12 protein-coding genes are annotated in these 15,394 nt (G+C 60.4%); 6 read left to right on the top strand and 6 right to left on the bottom strand.

Going from position 1 to position 15,394, the window contains the following annotated elements; genetic code table 11:
• Together GIW28_RS29335 and GIW28_RS29330 are read right to left on the bottom strand one after the other, a co-directional pair.
• A partial coding sequence (locus GIW28_RS29335) for a NupC/NupG family nucleoside CNT transporter (protein WP_236490465.1) occupies positions 1 to 882 on the bottom strand: 882 nt, incomplete at its 3' end.
• A 54-nt stretch (positions 883 to 936) separates the two neighbouring features.
• Positions 937 to 1,335, bottom strand: coding sequence for a cytidine deaminase (locus tag GIW28_RS29330; RefSeq protein WP_026013575.1), 399 nt, complete (start codon positions 1,333 to 1,335; stop codon positions 937 to 939).
• Positions 1,336 to 1,603: 268 nt separating this feature from the next.
• Between GIW28_RS29330 and GIW28_RS29325 the strand changes: the two genes are divergently transcribed.
• Positions 1,604 to 2,863, top strand: coding sequence for a PDDEXK-like family protein (locus tag GIW28_RS29325; protein WP_236459000.1), 1,260 nt, complete (start codon positions 1,604 to 1,606; stop codon positions 2,861 to 2,863).
• A gap of 84 nt (positions 2,864 to 2,947) precedes the next feature.
• Here GIW28_RS29325 and GIW28_RS29320 read toward each other — a convergent pair whose 3' ends face one another.
• Both GIW28_RS29320 and GIW28_RS29315 read right to left on the bottom strand, forming a co-directional pair.
• Entirely contained in the window at positions 2,948 to 4,255 is a 1,308-nt protein-coding gene (locus GIW28_RS29320; protein ID WP_236447180.1) for an LLM class flavin-dependent oxidoreductase, read from the bottom strand.
• The gene (locus GIW28_RS29315) at positions 4,252 to 5,223 is read right to left on the bottom strand and encodes an ABC transporter substrate-binding protein (RefSeq protein ID WP_170037214.1); all 972 of its coding nucleotides are present in this window, start codon (positions 5,221 to 5,223) and stop codon (positions 4,252 to 4,254) included. Before GIW28_RS29315 ends, GIW28_RS29320 begins: the two co-directional genes overlap by 4 nt.
• A gap of 258 nt (positions 5,224 to 5,481) precedes the next feature.
• Here GIW28_RS29315 and GIW28_RS29310 point away from each other — a divergent pair, with 258 nt between their 5' ends.
• The 4 genes from GIW28_RS29310 to GIW28_RS29295 all read left to right on the top strand — a co-directional run bounded on the left by GIW28_RS29310 (position 5,482) and on the right by GIW28_RS29295 (position 12,299).
• Positions 5,482 to 7,062: an efflux transporter outer membrane subunit gene (locus tag GIW28_RS29310; RefSeq protein WP_170037211.1), complete on the top strand. Its 1,581-nt coding sequence runs from the start codon at positions 5,482 to 5,484 to the stop codon at positions 7,060 to 7,062.
• Between the two features lie 94 nt (positions 7,063 to 7,156).
• Positions 7,157 to 8,269, top strand: coding sequence for an efflux RND transporter periplasmic adaptor subunit (locus GIW28_RS29305; protein ID WP_236447185.1), 1,113 nt, complete (start codon positions 7,157 to 7,159; stop codon positions 8,267 to 8,269).
• A 9-nt stretch (positions 8,270 to 8,278) separates the two neighbouring features.
• On the top strand, positions 8,279 to 11,365 hold the full coding sequence (locus tag GIW28_RS29300; protein WP_236447181.1) for an efflux RND transporter permease subunit: 3,087 nt from the start codon (positions 8,279 to 8,281) through the stop codon (positions 11,363 to 11,365).
• Positions 11,366 to 11,402: 37 nt separating this feature from the next.
• Positions 11,403 to 12,299 (top strand): LysR family transcriptional regulator, encoded by an 897-nt coding sequence (locus GIW28_RS29295; protein ID WP_236447182.1) that lies wholly within the window; start codon positions 11,403 to 11,405, stop codon positions 12,297 to 12,299.
• A 137-nt stretch (positions 12,300 to 12,436) separates the two neighbouring features.
• Here GIW28_RS29295 and GIW28_RS29290 read toward each other — a convergent pair whose 3' ends face one another.
• Entirely contained in the window at positions 12,437 to 13,378 is a 942-nt protein-coding gene (locus tag GIW28_RS29290) for a cupin (RefSeq protein ID WP_170037205.1), read from the bottom strand.
• 280 nt (positions 13,379 to 13,658) lie between these two features.
• Between GIW28_RS29290 and GIW28_RS29285 the strand changes: the two genes are divergently transcribed.
• Entirely contained in the window at positions 13,659 to 14,528 is an 870-nt protein-coding gene (locus tag GIW28_RS29285; RefSeq protein ID WP_017135623.1) for an isocitrate lyase/PEP mutase family protein, read from the top strand.
• Between the two features lie 58 nt (positions 14,529 to 14,586).
• On the opposite strand, the gene GIW28_RS29280 is transcribed toward GIW28_RS29285, so the two are convergent.
• The gene (locus GIW28_RS29280) at positions 14,587 to 15,222 is read right to left on the bottom strand and encodes a hypothetical protein (RefSeq protein WP_236447183.1); all 636 of its coding nucleotides are present in this window, start codon (positions 15,220 to 15,222) and stop codon (positions 14,587 to 14,589) included.
• Positions 15,223 to 15,394: the final 172 nt, after the last annotated feature.

Below are 15,394 nucleotides of genomic sequence, written 5' to 3'. Positions count from 1 at the left end.
TTGCAAGGTCAGCTGCGGGTAACCAAACCAGTTGCCCGCCCAGCCCAGCAGCCCGTTGAACAAGGCGATCAGCGCGATAAACGAAAGCAGCATCGCGCCCACCGCCAACGCCAGGCGCAAGCCGACCTGCGCGCCCTCGGCAGCCGCGTCGATGATATTGGTGGGGCGATTCTCGGCCTGTCCCAGCTCTTCAATCACCTCGTCGGTGCGCGCCGCTTCGGTTTCCGGTTCCATAAGCTTGGCCATCAACAACGCCCCCGGCGCCGACATGAAACACGCGGCGATCAGGTATTTGAGTTCCACCCCAAGCCCGGCGTAACCGAGCAGCACCGAACCTGCTACCGCGGCAAAACCGCCGACCATCACCGCGAACAACTCAGAGCGCGTCAGCTTGGCAATGAACGGCCGTACCACCAGCGGCACCTCCGACTGGCCGATGAAAATCGCCGACGTCACCACCATCGACTCGACTCGACTGGTGCCCAGCAACAGACGCAGGCCGCCGCCCACCAACCGGATAATCCAGCCCATCACGCCGATGTAATACAGCACCGAGATAAAGCTGCCGAAGAACACAATCATCGGCAACACCCGGATAGCGAATACAAACCCGCCATTGCCGAACACTTCAAACATATGCGGAGAACTCAAACCGCCGAACAGAAACTCGATGCCTTTGTTGGCGTAGAGCTGCAGGGAGGCCACCGCGCCCGACAGCGCGGCGAGCACCGTCTGGCCCCAGGGCACGTACAGCGCAAAAGCGCCGATCAGGACCTGGATCACAAAGGCGACCGAAACCGTGCGCCAGTTGATCGAGCGTCGCTGGTGGGATAAAGCAATGGCAATGACAATAAGGGTCGCTATTCCGACAAGACTGATCATGCAGGCGTCTCAATAATGGACCGAGCGGACACAGGCCAATTGGCCTGCCCAGGATTAGAAAGCGTCGAAAGCACCCGGCAACAATTGCGCCAGGGTCCAGGTACGCGTGGTGGCAGGGTCACTGCCCTGGCAAATCACCACTGCATCCTTGGCCATCAACTCCAGCATCACCTGGCGGCAGGCACCGCAAGGGCTTATCAGTGAAACGTTGGGTGCGTAAACCGCGATGGCCCTGAAACTGCCCGGCGCATGGCCCTGGCTGATGGCACTGAACAAAGCGCTGCGTTCGGCACAATTGGTCAGCCCGTAGGAGATGTTCTCCACGTTGCAGCCCAGTACGACCTCACCATCGGCGGTCAGCAATGCCGCGCCGACCGGAAACCTGGAATAAGGCGAATACGTGCGTTCGGCCGCCCGCTTGGCCTCTTCCATCAAACGCTGTTCAATTGTCATTTACAGGGGCATCCCATTTTCTTGCGAGCACGTCCAGGACGGTCGTGACGCTCTTATGGGTGTTATTAAAATAACATTTGGTGTGAATACTCAATCTTTATTTTTGCCTGCGGGCAAAACCCGGATCTTTACTTTCGCGTAAATCCTCCATGCCCTAGGTATGCTCCGCTTTTATTGCCTGACACTGCCTTCGGGGTGCCTGCCAGCGCCTGCGCCACCCTGGGTCCTGGATGAAGCAAACGCATTCAAATGGGGCGCGGCGATCGTAATGCCGGATTTTTTGCGAACAACAAGGATTGAGATGAATATCGGCGCTGTTGAAGATCTGCTTAACGAGTTCCATCTCTGGTATGACGTGGACCAACAGGCCAAACGTCGCTACCAGGCGCAATTGGCCCCTGACTTTCAGCTCATGGCGTTTTTGCGAAGCGACGAGAACGCCCTCTCCGCCTATCTGAGCTTGCTGCTCGATCCGAATGGCGCACACGGGCAGAGTGATCTGTATTTGAGCAGCTTCCTGCGTCTGTTTCAGGATCAGAAATTTCACCCCGCGCCAGCGGAACACAAGAGCAACCACACGGAGTTCAGGCTGCCCAGCGGTCGCCGTCTGGACATGTACCTGCGCTTCAGTTCTGGCAGCGTAGCAATCGAGAACAAACCTTGGGCGCCCGATCAACCCAACCAATTGCTCGACTACGCAATCTACCTTAACAAGCAGCATGGTGATGAGTGGTTGCTCATCTACCTAAGCAATGGTGATGTTTGCGAACGCAGCCTCCCCATGGGCACGCCAGCCTCACTCGCTGAACGGATCGTCACCTTTGATTTCTTCCGTCTCAAGGCGTGGCTCGAAGACTGTGCGCGTCATACGCGGGCAAACTCAGTAAGGGTGTTCGTTGAGGCGCTCGCCCAGTTTGTAGATCAACACATCAATGGAGAACGGCATTTGGACACAACCCAGGAACTCACGCGGTTGTTGCTGCGCAATGACAAAAACATCAAGGCTGCATTCTTGATTTCCCAGCAGTTGCGTGAGGCCAAGCGCGAAATGTGGCGAGGCTTTCTGGCTCACCTGAAACTCAACCTTAGTCACTTAAATGCTGAGTTGTTTTGGGACCAGACATTGCTGGACGGTTCGCCGCAAGGGTCGTTCAGTATTCGTTTTGATCCCTCACACCTGTTTGGCCTCGGCTGGGCGTTTGATCGGGGTAATCACGGCAGGCTCTATTTCGGGATATGCCGCTGGGACGAAGGTGAACATGCTGAGCTGGATGTTCAGCGGCTCGGTAAACACATGGACGCACTGTGTGATGTGTCAGGCGGCACGACGAAATGGTGGCCCTGGTGGACATACGACGCCCGCGCATTCTCCTCGCTGCCCATTGCATCGGACTGGAGCGTTGATCCGGATGCCTGGCTAATGCTAAATGACCGTGAGCAGACGGGTTTTGCCTTTCAGGTCATCGAAATGGTCAAGCGTGTGCAACTCGAGTTTGACTGGACACTGCTCAACCCTCGACAGGGTTGAGCCCGTTGTAACCTCGAGTCTGTTATTGCTGGTACGGTGGCCTGCGCTGATAAGTTGCAACAGGCCACCCGCGCCCAAAACCCTCTACGCAACGCCCAACCCCAAACTCTCGCGTAACGTCGTGCCTTCATACGCCGCGCGATAAACCCCGCGCTCTTGCAACAACGGTATGACTTCCTGCGTAAACCGCGTGAACTGCCCCGGATGCCCAATATAAATATTGAACCCATCCACCGCCCGCGCCTGGAGCCAATCGGCCATTTTTTTCGCGACAGTATCCGCCGTCCCCACAAACGCCCCCGGCCGCAGTTGCCGGCCAAATTCAACCGTCTGACGCAAGGTAAACCCCTTCTCCCGCGCCTGATCAGCAATGCGCTTGGCATTGGTAAAAAAGCTGCTGCGTGCAGCCTCCAGACTCTCCTGCGGAAACGGCGCATCCAGGTCGTATTGGCTGAAATCATGCCAGCCGAAATTACGCCCAAACTCCTTCAGTGCCAGCTCAAAACTATGGTCAGCCTGATGGTAATACTGCTCGATTTCACGCGCATGCTCGTCGGTATCGCCTACATAGATTTCCGCGCCGGGCATCACCAGTAACTGCTCCGGGTCGCGCCCGTGTTGCAGCGCCCTGCCCTTTATATCCCGGTAAAACGCCCGGCCCTGCTCGATGCTGGCGGCGTGAGTGAAGATCACATCGGCGGTGGCGGCGCCCAGGTCGCGGCCTTGTTCCGAGTCACCGGCCTGGAAGATCACCGGCTGGCCTTGGGGCGAGCGCTGGATATTCAGCGGGCCGACCACTGAAAAGTGCTCGCCCTTGTGGTTCAGGCTGTGCAGTTTGCTGGGGTCGAGAAACTGGCCCGTCGCACGGTCGCGCACGAAGGCGTCATCCTCATAGGAATTCCACAAGCCCTGTACCACCTGGACATGTTCGGCGGCGCGGCCGTAGCGGGTGTCGTAGTCGTAATGCTCGTCACGGCTGTAGTTGCCGGCGGTGCCAGCGTCACCGCTGGTGACGACGTTCCAGCCGGCGCGGCCTTTGCTGATCAGGTCCAGGGAGGCCAAGCGCCGTGCCACGTTGTAGGGCGAGTTGTAGGACGTTGTCAGTGTGCCGACCAAACCGATATGCCGTGTGCTGACGGCCAATGCCGATAACAGGGTCAGCGGCTCCAGGCGATTGAGGTAGTGGGACGGCGAGCCGGGCGTGATGAACTGGCTGTCGACGATAAATATCAAGTCGAACAGTGCGGCCTCCGCCTGGCGGGCAATGTCGATGTACCAGTCGACGTTGACGCTGGCATCGGCCGGTAACTCGGGGTCAAGCCATAGGTTATGGCGGCCGGGGCCGCCGCAGCCCATCGTCAGGGCGCCAAGTTTCAGCTGTCTTTTAGTCATTTGTTCAGTGTTCCTTGAAGCGTTTTGGCCACGGCGGGTTGCAAGGCGGCTGCGAATGAATCGTCGAACAGGCTGGCCGCCGAATAGGACTTGACCAGGCCTTGGCTGGCAAAAAAGTCCACGGTCTTTTGCGCTTCCACCGGTGACTGGGCCGTGACCGGCTCAACTGTGGTGCGCGCGCGGGCAAACCAGGCGCGGGCGATGTCGGCATCGGCGCGGGTACGTTTGGCCCAGGCATCCGCATACGCATCGGCATTGGCCGGGCTTTGGCGTGTCCAGTCGCGGGCCTTCTTCAAGCGCTGCAGAAAGTCGCTGATGGGTGCGCGTTTGCTCTCCAAGGCCTTGGTGTTGGCGGCAATAAAGCTCTGCGCAGGTATCAACCCCTCAGCCGTTGCCAGCACCCGTGCGCCTTGGCGTTCCTGTTGGGTAACGTAGGGTTCCCAGGTGGCGATCACATCAACCGAGCCGCCTTCCAACGCATGGGAAGCATCCAGCGCGCTGAGGTACCGCAGCTCCAGCGAGTCATGTGGCACGCCGGCTTTGTCCAGCGCCGTCAGCAGCAGTTGCTGGCTCCAGGAGCCTTTCCAGATGGCCGCGCGCTTGCCGGCAAGGTCGGCAAGGCTGTGGATCGAGGAGTCTTTTCTAACCAGAATCGCCACGCCTTCGAGGTTCTGTCGGCTGATGCCAATCACTTTGATCGGCGCGCCGAGTGCCCCCAGGAACAACACCGGCGCATCCCCCAGCAGGCCGATGTCCAGGCTGTTGGCATTCAGCGCTTCGGCGACGGGCGAGCCGGCGGTGAATTGTTTCCATTCCAGGGTGTAGGGCAGGTCGTTGAGCACCCCCGCTGCTTCCATCACGGCCTGGGCGTTGTAGCTTTGGTCGCCTACCACCAGCGTTTGCGCGTGCGCAGTCAGGCATAGCAAGGCGGCGGTCATCCCGGCCGTCAGTGTTGTCAGGTAACGCACGTTTTTCTCCAGAAGCCTGTTTATAAGGAGGGAGAAGATGAGGGACTGATCATCCAGTGTAAAATACTGATTATGCATATCCTAATTCTACAAGAATGCGGGATATGCATTTTATAGCCATCAGTGCATCGGAAACTCAGGGGGCGACATTGCATAGCGCCCGGCACCACCTACACTGGTTTGAGTCCAGCGTCCCTGATGTACCTGCAGTCATTGCTCAACAAAAAAACAGTTAGCCAACTGATTAATAGAGTCAACATGAAAGAGCAGCCTCGGCAGCGTGTATCACACGTTCTCGCTCCGCTTAGCCTCCTGTGCCTGGCCCTCGCCGGCTGCACCGTCGGGCCGGATTTCGCCCGACCCGATGTGGCCGCGAACGCCGACTATTCAAAAGAAAAACTCACCACCACCGCCCACGCCGATATCGACACCGGTGGTGCCGCGCAGCGGCTGATCGCCGGGATGGATATTCCTGGCCAATGGTGGACGCTGTTTCGTTCGCCCGCCTTGAACGCATTGGTCGAAGAAGCCTTGAAGGCCAACCCGGATGTGAGCGCCGCGCAAGCCGCGTTGCGCCAGGCCAACGAGCTGATCTATGCCGATCAAGCGTCGTTGTTCCCGTCGGTGAGCGGCAATGTGCAGAAGGCCCGTGAGAAAGTCTCGGGGGTCACCTCCGGCGTGCCGCAATCGCCAATACTGACCGTCAGTTCAGCGTCGCTGAGCGTCTCCTATGCCCCGGATGTGTTTGGCGGTACGCGCCGGCAAATCGAGTCGACCACGGCGCAGGCCGAATACCAGCGCTTCCAGCTGGAGGCGACTTACCTGACCCTGACTGCCAATGTGGTCAATACCGCCATCAGCCTCGCGTCTGTACGCGATCAAATCGCGTCTACCGAGGAAATCATTCGCCTGCAGGGCGGCCAGCTTGACCTGCTGCAAGCCCAGCGGCGTTTGGGGGCGATTGGCGATTCCGACGTGCTGACCCAGCAAACCGCACTGGCGCAAACCCGTGCGACCTTGCCGCCGTTGCAAAAGCAATTGGCGCAGACACGCAATCAGTTGATGGCCTACCTGGGGCGCTTCCCGAATCAGGACCAGGGCGAACGCTTCAACCTGGCGTCTTTACGGCTGCCCGAAGAACTGCCGGTGAGCCTGCCCTCGGCCATTGTTGGCCAGCGGCCGGATGTGCGTTCCGCCGAGGCTCAACTGCATCAGGCCAGTGCCAATATCGGCGTGGCCGTCGCCAACCAGTTGCCGCAGTTCAGCATTACCGGCTCGCTGGGCTCCACGGTGGCAAGCGGCACTAAGCTGTTTTCATCGGGCTCCGGCGTGTGGAGCCTGGCGGGTTCAATCACCCAGCCGATCTTTGACGCTGGCGCACTCGAACACCGTAAACGCGCAGCCGTGGCCGCTTACGACGAGTCGGCGGCGCGTTATCGCGGCACGGTGGTGACCGCCTTCCAGGACGTGGCCAACGCACTGCGGGCGCTGGAAGCCGACGCCGACGCGCTCAACCAGCAGGTCGTGGCCGAGCGCTCCGCGCAGGCCAACCTGGATCTGGTCCAGGCCCAGTTCCGTCTCGGCGCGGTGGCCTATATCAACCTGCTCACGGCCCAGCAGACCTATCAAAACACTGCACTGTCACGCGTGAAGGCCCAGGCCGCCCGCTACAGCGACACCACCGCCCTCTTCCAGGCCCTGGGTGGCGGTTGGTGGAACCGTGCGGATGTAAACCCGGACACCAAGGGCAGCCCGGATCGCTTCGGCCTGCCGTCGTGGCAGGAAATCATGCCGGCCAAGAGCAAAGCCGCGCCGGCCGATGCCGCGCGGCTCAACTGAATCAACAGTGAGAAACCCCATGGCTGAAGTCACCCCTGTCTCTGCCCCACCACCGGCCCCCAATGGCCCGCGCAAGCGGCGACTGTGGCGGCCGATGCTGATCATGATCGTGGTGGTGCTGGTGATTGTCGCGATCATTGCCGGGGTGAAGTTCGTGCAGATCTCGGCGCTGATCGCCCAGTCCAAACAGCCCTTGCCTGCAGCGGTGGTGACGGCGATGCAGGTGCCATTCAGCGATTGGCAACCCAGCGTCTCGGCGGTGGGCTCGATGAAGGCAGTGCGCGGCGTGGATGTGACCACGGAAGTGGGCGGCATCGTGCGCACCATCGGGTTCAAACCCGGCCAGGATGTCGAAGCCCAGGCACTGCTGGTGCAGTTGAATGCCGACTCCGACATCGCGCAACTGCACTCGCTCGAGGCCACAGCCGACCTCGCCGTCATCGTGCTCAAGCGCGACAAGGCGCAACTGGCGGTCAACGCAATCTCCCAGGCCCAGGTCGACAGCGACACCGCCGACTTGAAGGCCAAGCTTGCCGCCGCCGAGCAGCAGCGTGCGCTGGTGGCGAAAAAGACCATTCGCGCACCGTTTGCCGGGCGCATCGGTATCACCAGCGTCAACCCCGGCCAATACCTCAACCCCGGCGACAAGATCGCCACATTGCAGACGTTTGATCCCATCTACATCGACTTCAGCGTGCCGCAAACGCAGATGGAGGCCATCGCCATTGGCCAGGGCGTCGCGGTAACGGCTGACGGCCTGTCCAACCAGACGTTCAAGGGCCGCATCAGCACCATCGACACCCAGTTCGATGCCACCACGCGCAACGTCACCGTCGAAGCAACGGTTGAAAACCCCAAGCAAAACCTGGTGCCCGGCATGTTTGCCCGTGCCGTGGTCAGCTCGGGCGCCACCCAACGCTACCTCACCGTCCCGCAAACGTCGGTGACCTACAACCCGTATGGCACCACGGTGTTCATTGCCACCTCGAGCAAGAATGACAAGGGTGACGAGGTGCTCACCGCGCAACAGACCTTTATCAAGACCGGGCCGACCCGTGGCGATCAGGTCGCGATCCTGTCCGGCGTCAAGGAAGGCGATCTGTTGATCACCAGCGGCCAGATGAAGCTCAAGAACGGCTCGCCGGTGAAGGTCGACAACAGCGCCGCACCGCTGAACGACCCGGCGCCGACGCCCCAAGAACATTAAAGGTGTCCCATGAAGCTTACCGATACCTTTATCCAGCGACCGGTGTGGGCCATCGTCGTCTCGCTGTTCATTCTGATCCTGGGGCTGCGCTCGATTTTTGAACTGCCGGTGAATCAATGGCCGCGCACCGAAAATACCGTGGTCACCATCACCACCTCCTACTACGGCGCCGACGCCTCCACGGTCGCCGGTTTTATTACCCAACCGCTGGAATCGGCGATTGCCCAGGCCCAGGGCATCGACTACCTGGCTTCGTCGAGCATCACCGGCATCTCCACCATCACCGCCACGCTGCGGCTGAACTACGACGCCAGCAAAGCCCTTACCGAGATCAACACACAGGTCAATTCGGTCAAGAACCAGTTGCCGACGCAAGCCCAGGAGCCGGTGCTGACCATTGCCGTGGGGCAGACCACCGACGCCATGTACCTGGGTTTTTACAGCGACACGCTGCCGACCAATAACATCACCGACTACCTGGTGCGGGTGGTCAAGCCCAAGCTGGACTCGATCCAGGGCGTGCAAACCGCCGAGATCCTCGGTGGGCGCCAGTTCGCCCTGCGCGCCTGGCTGGACCCGGACAAACTGGCGGCGCATAACGTCACCGCGCAGGACGTGTCCACGGCGCTGGCCAACAATAACTACCTGTCGGCCGTTGGTTCGACACGCGGGCAAACCGTGACGGTCGACCTAACCGCCGGCACCGATTTGCACACAGTGGATGAGTTCAAGCGGCTGGTGATCAAGCAGAAAGGCGATGCGCTGGTGTACCTGGAGGATGTGGCCACCGTCACCCTTGGCGCCGAGAACTATGACAGCAGCGTGGCGTTTTCCGGCAAGCGCTCGGTGTTTATCGGCATCAAGGCGGCGCCCACCGCGAATATCCTCACCGTCGCCAGCAGCGTGCGCGAAGCCTTCCCCGAGTTGCAATCGCAACTGCCGGCCGGCGTGCGCGGCGAAATTGTGTATGACTCCACCGCGTTTATTAACACCTCGATTTACGAGGTGGTGAAGACCCTGGTCGAGGCCATGATCATTGTGTCGGTGGTGATCTACCTGTTCCTCGGCTCGTTCCGCGCGGTGATCGTGCCGTTGGTGGCGATCCCGTTGTCGTTGGTCGGCACCTTCTTCGTGATGTACCTGCTGGGCTATTCGATCAACCTGCTGACCTTGCTCGCACTGGTATTGGCCATCGGCCTGGTGGTGGACGACGCGATTATCGTGGTGGAAAACGTCGACCGGCACATCAAGGAAGAAGGCAAAGGCGTGCTGGAGGCCGCGCTGGAGGCCGCGCTGGTGGCGGCGCGGGAGTTGGGCGGGCCGATCATCGCGATGACTGTGGTGCTGATTGCCGCCTATGTGCCGATCGGGCTGCGCAGCGGGCTGACGGGCGCATTGTTCAAGGAGTTCTGTTTCTCGCTGGCGGGCGCTGTGACCGTGTCGGCCGTGGTGGCGTTGACCCTTTCACCGATGATGACCTCCAAGTTGTTCAAACCAGGGCAGGAAGAAGGTCGTTTCGCGCGCAAGCTCGATGACTATTTTGACTGGTTGCGCAAGCGTTACCACCGCGTGCTGGCGGGCGGCCTGAATATCTGGCCGGTGCTGGTGACCTTTGGTTTTGTGCTGTTCTTGCTGGTGGCCGCCAGTGGCATGACGGCCAAGAGTGAGCTGTCGCCCACCGAGGACCAAGGGCTGGTGTTTATGCAGATCAAAGGCCCACCCACCGCCTCACCGCAGCAGATGGAGCGGATTGCCGACCAGGCCTTCCAGATCGCCAATAAAGAGCCGGAATACGCGCAGATGTTCCAGCTCACCGGCCTGCCCGCGCTCAACCAGGGCCTGGGCGGCGTGCTGCTTAAAACCTGGGATGAGCGCACACGCTCCCAGGCCCAACTGATTCTGGATTTGCAGCAAAAGTGGAACCAGGTGCCGGGCGCCACCATTGCCGCCTTCCCGCTGCCCTCGCTGCCGGGCGCCCAAGGGCTGCCGGTGCAGTTTGTGATCACCACCACCGATTCGGTGGAAAACCTCAACGAAGTGGCGCAGGCGGTGATGGCCGAGGCACAGAAACAGCAGCTGTTCTGGTTCTCCGACATGGATTTGAAACTCGACAAACCTCAAGCCAAGCTGGTGGTGGACCGCGAAAAAATCGCCGCGCTGGGCATGACCCAGGCCGATGTAGGTGCCGCGCTGTCGGCGGCACTGGGTGGCAATTATGTGAACTACTTCTCCACCGCCGGGCGCTCCTACAAAGTCATTCCCCAGGTGTTGCAAGTCGACCGCCTCAACCCCGACCAGATTCTCGATTACTACATCCGCACGCCTTCGGGCAGCATGATCCAGGCGCGCACGGTGGCGCACATCGAGACCTCGACCCAGCCGGAATCAATCAACCACTTCCAGCAACTCAACTCGGCAACGCTATCGGGCGTCAGCGGCGTGGCCCAGGGCGAGTTGCTGGCCAAGCTCAATACTATCCTCACCAACGTGGCACCGTCGGGCTACACCTCGGATTTCTCCGGCGAGTCGCGCCAGTTCATTCAGGAGTCTGGCGGCTTCGTCGGGCTGCTGTTGTTTTCGATCCTGATCGTTTACCTGGCGCTGGCGTTCCAGTTCGAGAGCTTTCGCGACCCGGTGGTGATTCTGTTCTCGGTGCCGCCTGCCCTGTTCGGCGCCCTGGCCTTTATCACCATGGGTTACGCCTCGATCAACGTGTACACCCAGGTCGGTTTGGTGACGTTGCTGGGGCTGATCACCAAGCACGGCATCCTGATCGTGCAGTTTGCCAACGAATTGCAGCGCGCTGGTCACAGCAAGCGTGAGGCGATTGAAGAAGCGGCGGCGGTGCGGCTGCGGCCGATCCTGATGACCACCGCCGCCATGGTGTTGGGCGTGGTGCCCTTGGTGTGGGCGTCGGGCGCTGGCGCTGCGGGGCGGCATGATATGGGCCTGGTGATCTTCAGCGGGCTGTCGATTGGCACGTTGCTGACGCTGTTTATGGTGCCGGCGATGTATATGTTTATTGGTGAAACCCATCATAAGGACGTCGAACAACCGGGATCCGTGCCCGTGGCGGTGCCTGACCACAGCCGGTAACCTGAGCGCTCACCCACGCTGACCACCGAGGCGGCACTTGGATTATTTCGCTGCGCTAACCGCCTTTGTCGAGGCCGCCGAAGGCAATAATTTCTCCCGGGCGGCTGAGCGACTGGGCATCAAGGCGTCTACCGTCTCGCGCTATGTGAAGGATCTTGAGCAGGACTTGGGCATCGCCCTGTTCAACCGCTCGACACGCACGCTGCACCTGACCGAAGGCGGCCAGACGTTTCTGCTGCACGCCCGCCGTGTGCTGGATGAGCTGGAGCAAGCCAAGGCAGCCACTTCGGCGCTCAACCAGCAACCCCGTGGGGTGCTCAAGCTCAATTTGCCACCGGCGTTTGCCCGGCACCATATCCTGCCGGTCTTGAACGTGTTCCTGGTGCGCTACCCGCAAATCAAGCTGGAATTGGTGCTGGATAACGCCCAAGTCAACCTGATTCATTCAGGCGTTGACCTGGCCATTCGGATTGGCGCCCTGCCCGACTCCACGCTCAAGGCGCGCAAGATCTGCGCGGGAAAGTACCTGCTGGTGGCCAGCCCGGGGTTTTGTGAGCAGTACGCGGCCCCAGCGACACCGGCAGACCTGGCCGGCCTGCCGGCCATCCTGAGCGCGCATGATGTTGCCTTCGAGGCCGGTGTTGAAGTCCTGCCGCTGGTATACGGCGACTGTATCCGCATCAACGACCTGGACGCGCAGTTGCTCGCTGCACGCCAAGGCCTGGGCTTTGCCTTGCTGCCTGATTGGCTGGTGAGCAAAAGCGTTGAGGCGGGTGAGTTGCAGGTCTGGTTGCCGCACTGGAGCATTCTGGGGGCTGAACAGGCGTTTGCGGTGTGGTTTGTCTACCCGCCCAAGCGGATCGTGTCGTCCAAGGTGCGCTGTTTTATCGACTTTGTCGTCGAGCAACTGGGTGAAACGCCCTATTGGAAATAAGGCCGACCTGAGCGGCTGGCACTAAAGCAAAACCTGTGGGAGCTGGCTTGCCTGCGATGCAAGCACCTCGGTACATCAGGCATACCGAGTTGATGCAATCGCAGGCAAGCCAGCTCCCACATTTTGACCGAGTACTGTCAGCTGAAGCGGATATCCAGCGCCCGCAGGTAGGTTTGCAGCCCGGCGTCCTGGATAGGGATCAGGAATGCCTCGGTGTCTGACTCATTGAAGTGCGCATGCCAGTAACCCGGCGGTGTCACGAACGCCAGCCCCGGCGACCAGTCCACCCGCACCGGATTACGGATCTGGCCATCAGCGTCCAGCTCCGTGCCCACCAGCGAATAGCAACCCTCGGGGCAGTTGATGATAAAGTCCAGCGCAATCGACTGGTGCCGGTGCGGCTTCTGGATCGAGCCCGCCGGCAGAATGCCGTACATGGCCCAGAGCACATGCGTGACGGTTCGGGTTTGGGGGAAATTGCGGTTGCCCAGCAAAATGCTGATGCGGCTGCGGTCCTGGGCGCGGGGGTCATCCGCTGCTTCCCGCAGCTTCTGGTTGGCCAGCGCGGCGGGATACAACGTCGGCACGAAGCGATCAGTGCTGCGGGTCACGCCCAGGTAGCGCAACAGCGGTTCATCATGCACGTAGTACAGGCGTGCATCCTGTGAAGCGCTGAAACGCGCGGGCTGCAGGCCAGGCAGCGCGATAAAGCAACCGCTGGACCATTGGATCTCATGTTCGCCCTGCACCACGCGGCCTTCGCCTGCGATGACATAAAACACCTGTGAGGTCGCATTGGGGTGCAGGTCCAGGGCGTCACCGGCGTTCAACCGGATAAAATTTGCGCACAACCCTGGCCCGGTCGCCGGGCCTTCACAGCCCAGCGCTTGGCTGAGGTCCAGCGCGACCACCCGCGAGGCGCCGCTGTCGTAGAGCGAGGCCGGGAAGCTGTGGTAGGGAATCCGGGTAATCAGGTTGGCGCTGATCGGGTTGGCCGCCTTGCTGTACTCGAAGTACTCGGCGTCCACTTGCTCGTTTGGCACTGTATCGGTCAGGTCGGGTTTGAACTCGCTGTTCATGGTTCACCTCAGGCTTGGGCGGGTTTGAATCCACTATAGGCATTGCGCTTGCGGGGATTAAGCACTCCGCCGGCACAGCAGTTGTGCAGGATGGGGCGGCTTTGCCCCGCGACGGTGCAATCGGCCTGTCCAGCGCCTGAGCGTGAACCGATGATCCATGTGTTCGGCGCCTGTCTCATGCTCAAACGTCATAATCCCAGGTTCCTCTGCGTGGTAATCTTGGCGCCACCACGAATAGACATTGATCGTCACATGACGATGACCAAAGCCAGGAAAGAACATGCCAAAGATTTCTCACTCAGCGTTGCGCCGCAACTTCCGTGAACTGCTTGCAAAACAAATCTGCGTTGAAACCGCCTCCGTCTTCGACCCCATGTCCGCGCGCATCGCCGCCGACCTGGGCTTTGAAGTCGGTATCCTCGGTGGTTCGGTCGCCTCGTTGCAGGTACTTGCAGCCCCCGATTTTGCGTTGATCACACTGAGTGAGTTCGTTGAACAGGCCACCCGCATCGGCCGCGTCGCCCAACTGCCGTTTATTGCCGACGCCGACCACGGTTACGGCAACGCTTTGAACGTGATGCGCACCGTCGAAGAGCTTGAGCGTGCCGGTGTGGCCGCGCTGACCATTGAAGACACGCTGTTGCCGGCGCAGTTCGGGCGCAAATCCACCGACCTGATTTCCGTCGAAGAAGGGATCGGCAAAGTGAAGGCGGCGCTTGAAGCGCGTGTCGACCCTGAACTGTCGATCATCGCGCGCACCAACGCCGGTGTGCTGCCGACCGAAGATGTGATCGCACGCACCAAGGCCTATGAGAAAGCCGGCGCCGACGGCATCTGCATGGTTGGCGTCAAAGACTTCGACCACCTTGAGCAGATCGCCGCCAACCTGACGGTGCCGTTGATGCTGGTGACCTACGGCAACCCGCAGCTCAATGACAGTGAGCGTCTGGCGGCCCTGGGCGTGCGCATCGTGGTGGCCGGCCACGGCGCCTACTTTGCGTCGATCAAGGCCACTTACGACAGCCTGCGCGCCCAGCGCAAACTGACCAGCAGCACGTCCAACCTCAGCGCTACGGAGCTGACCCATACCTACACGTTGCCGGAAAGCTATGTGGCGTGGGCTGAAGAGTTCATGGACGTTAAAGAGTAATTGCCGCAACGGTGCTGATTGTTGCAATCAGCACCGGATACTCACGGTGAGGGCTGCTTCAATCAATCCTCCAGCGTTCCCCGCGATTATTACCCGTGCCTTTGTAGCCGCCGTCTCCATCCGGCTCCCAGCCGCCCCCCGCATTCAAGCCGGTGCCGATAAAGCCACCGCGACCATCGGACTCAAGCCCCCTGCCCTCGTTCTTGCCGGTGCCTACATAGCCGCCCCGACCATCGGACTTGTACCCACGCTTGCGGTACTCGCCGGTGCCCTCATACCCGCCGTTGCCATCGGAGCGCCAGCTGGCGCCTGAGGCCTTGCCGTCGCCACGGAAATAGCCTTTGCCGTCAGACCGGTAATCCTCACCCGTGTTAAAGCCTGTGCCCTTATAGCCGCCCGAGCCGTCCGGGCTGAACCCGCGGCCATTGTTGTAGCCGATGCCCTTGAGGCCACCGTCATCGGCGGGAATATAGCCTTTGCCCATATTTTTACCAGTGCCCCTGAGTGATCCATCTTCTTGCAACGCGTAGTCACCGCCCAGGTTTCCCCCGGTACCTCTAAGGCCGCCGTGGCCGTCCGGCTCATAACCGTTCCCTGTATTGATGCCGGTGCCAATAAAACCTTCGGCCGCCAGCGCTGAGGCACTAAGCCCCAATAAAACGGTAGCAAGCAGGATACATGACGCTTTTTTCATGAGGCCTCTGGTCCTTTCAGAGAGGATGATGGGCGCCATGATAGGGCATGGGTTCTGCGCCGCAACTGCAACCCAAGTAAAACAGCTGTCTCTATACACATTTCCGAGCCCACGAGACGACGAGATTAAACTCGTATGCCGTCTTCTTCTTGAAAAAAAAAAGACCTTGCCA

This window comes from Pseudomonas sp. PA-5-4B (assembly GCF_021606215.1).
GTDB lineage: Bacteria > Pseudomonadota > Gammaproteobacteria > Pseudomonadales > Pseudomonadaceae > Aquipseudomonas > Aquipseudomonas edaphica.
The sequence above is the reverse complement of the archived record's forward strand: the minus strand, read 5'-3'. Positions and strand labels throughout refer to the sequence as shown.

What these genes read in the sequence shown, in the direction of transcription:
- GIW28_RS29330 (WP_026013575.1), bottom strand. Translation starts at nt 1,335, where the DNA reads ATGACAATTGAACAGCGTTTGATGGAAGAGGCCAAGCGGGCGGCCGAA.
- GIW28_RS29325 (WP_236459000.1), top strand. Translation starts at nt 1,604, where the DNA reads ATGCCGGATTTTTTGCGAACAACAAGGATTGAGATGAATATCGGCGCT.
- GIW28_RS29320 (WP_236447180.1), bottom strand. Translation starts at nt 4,255, where the DNA reads ATGACTAAAAGACAGCTGAAACTTGGCGCCCTGACGATGGGCTGCGGC.
- GIW28_RS29310 (WP_170037211.1), top strand. Translation starts at nt 5,482, where the DNA reads ATGAAAGAGCAGCCTCGGCAGCGTGTATCACACGTTCTCGCTCCGCTT.
- GIW28_RS29305 (WP_236447185.1), top strand. Translation starts at nt 7,157, where the DNA reads ATGCTGATCATGATCGTGGTGGTGCTGGTGATTGTCGCGATCATTGCC.
- GIW28_RS29300 (WP_236447181.1), top strand. Translation starts at nt 8,279, where the DNA reads ATGAAGCTTACCGATACCTTTATCCAGCGACCGGTGTGGGCCATCGTC.
- GIW28_RS29290 (WP_170037205.1), bottom strand. Translation starts at nt 13,378, where the DNA reads ATGAACAGCGAGTTCAAACCCGACCTGACCGATACAGTGCCAAACGAG.
- GIW28_RS29285 (WP_017135623.1), top strand. Translation starts at nt 13,659, where the DNA reads ATGCCAAAGATTTCTCACTCAGCGTTGCGCCGCAACTTCCGTGAACTG.
- GIW28_RS29280 (WP_236447183.1), bottom strand. Translation starts at nt 15,222, where the DNA reads ATGAAAAAAGCGTCATGTATCCTGCTTGCTACCGTTTTATTGGGGCTT.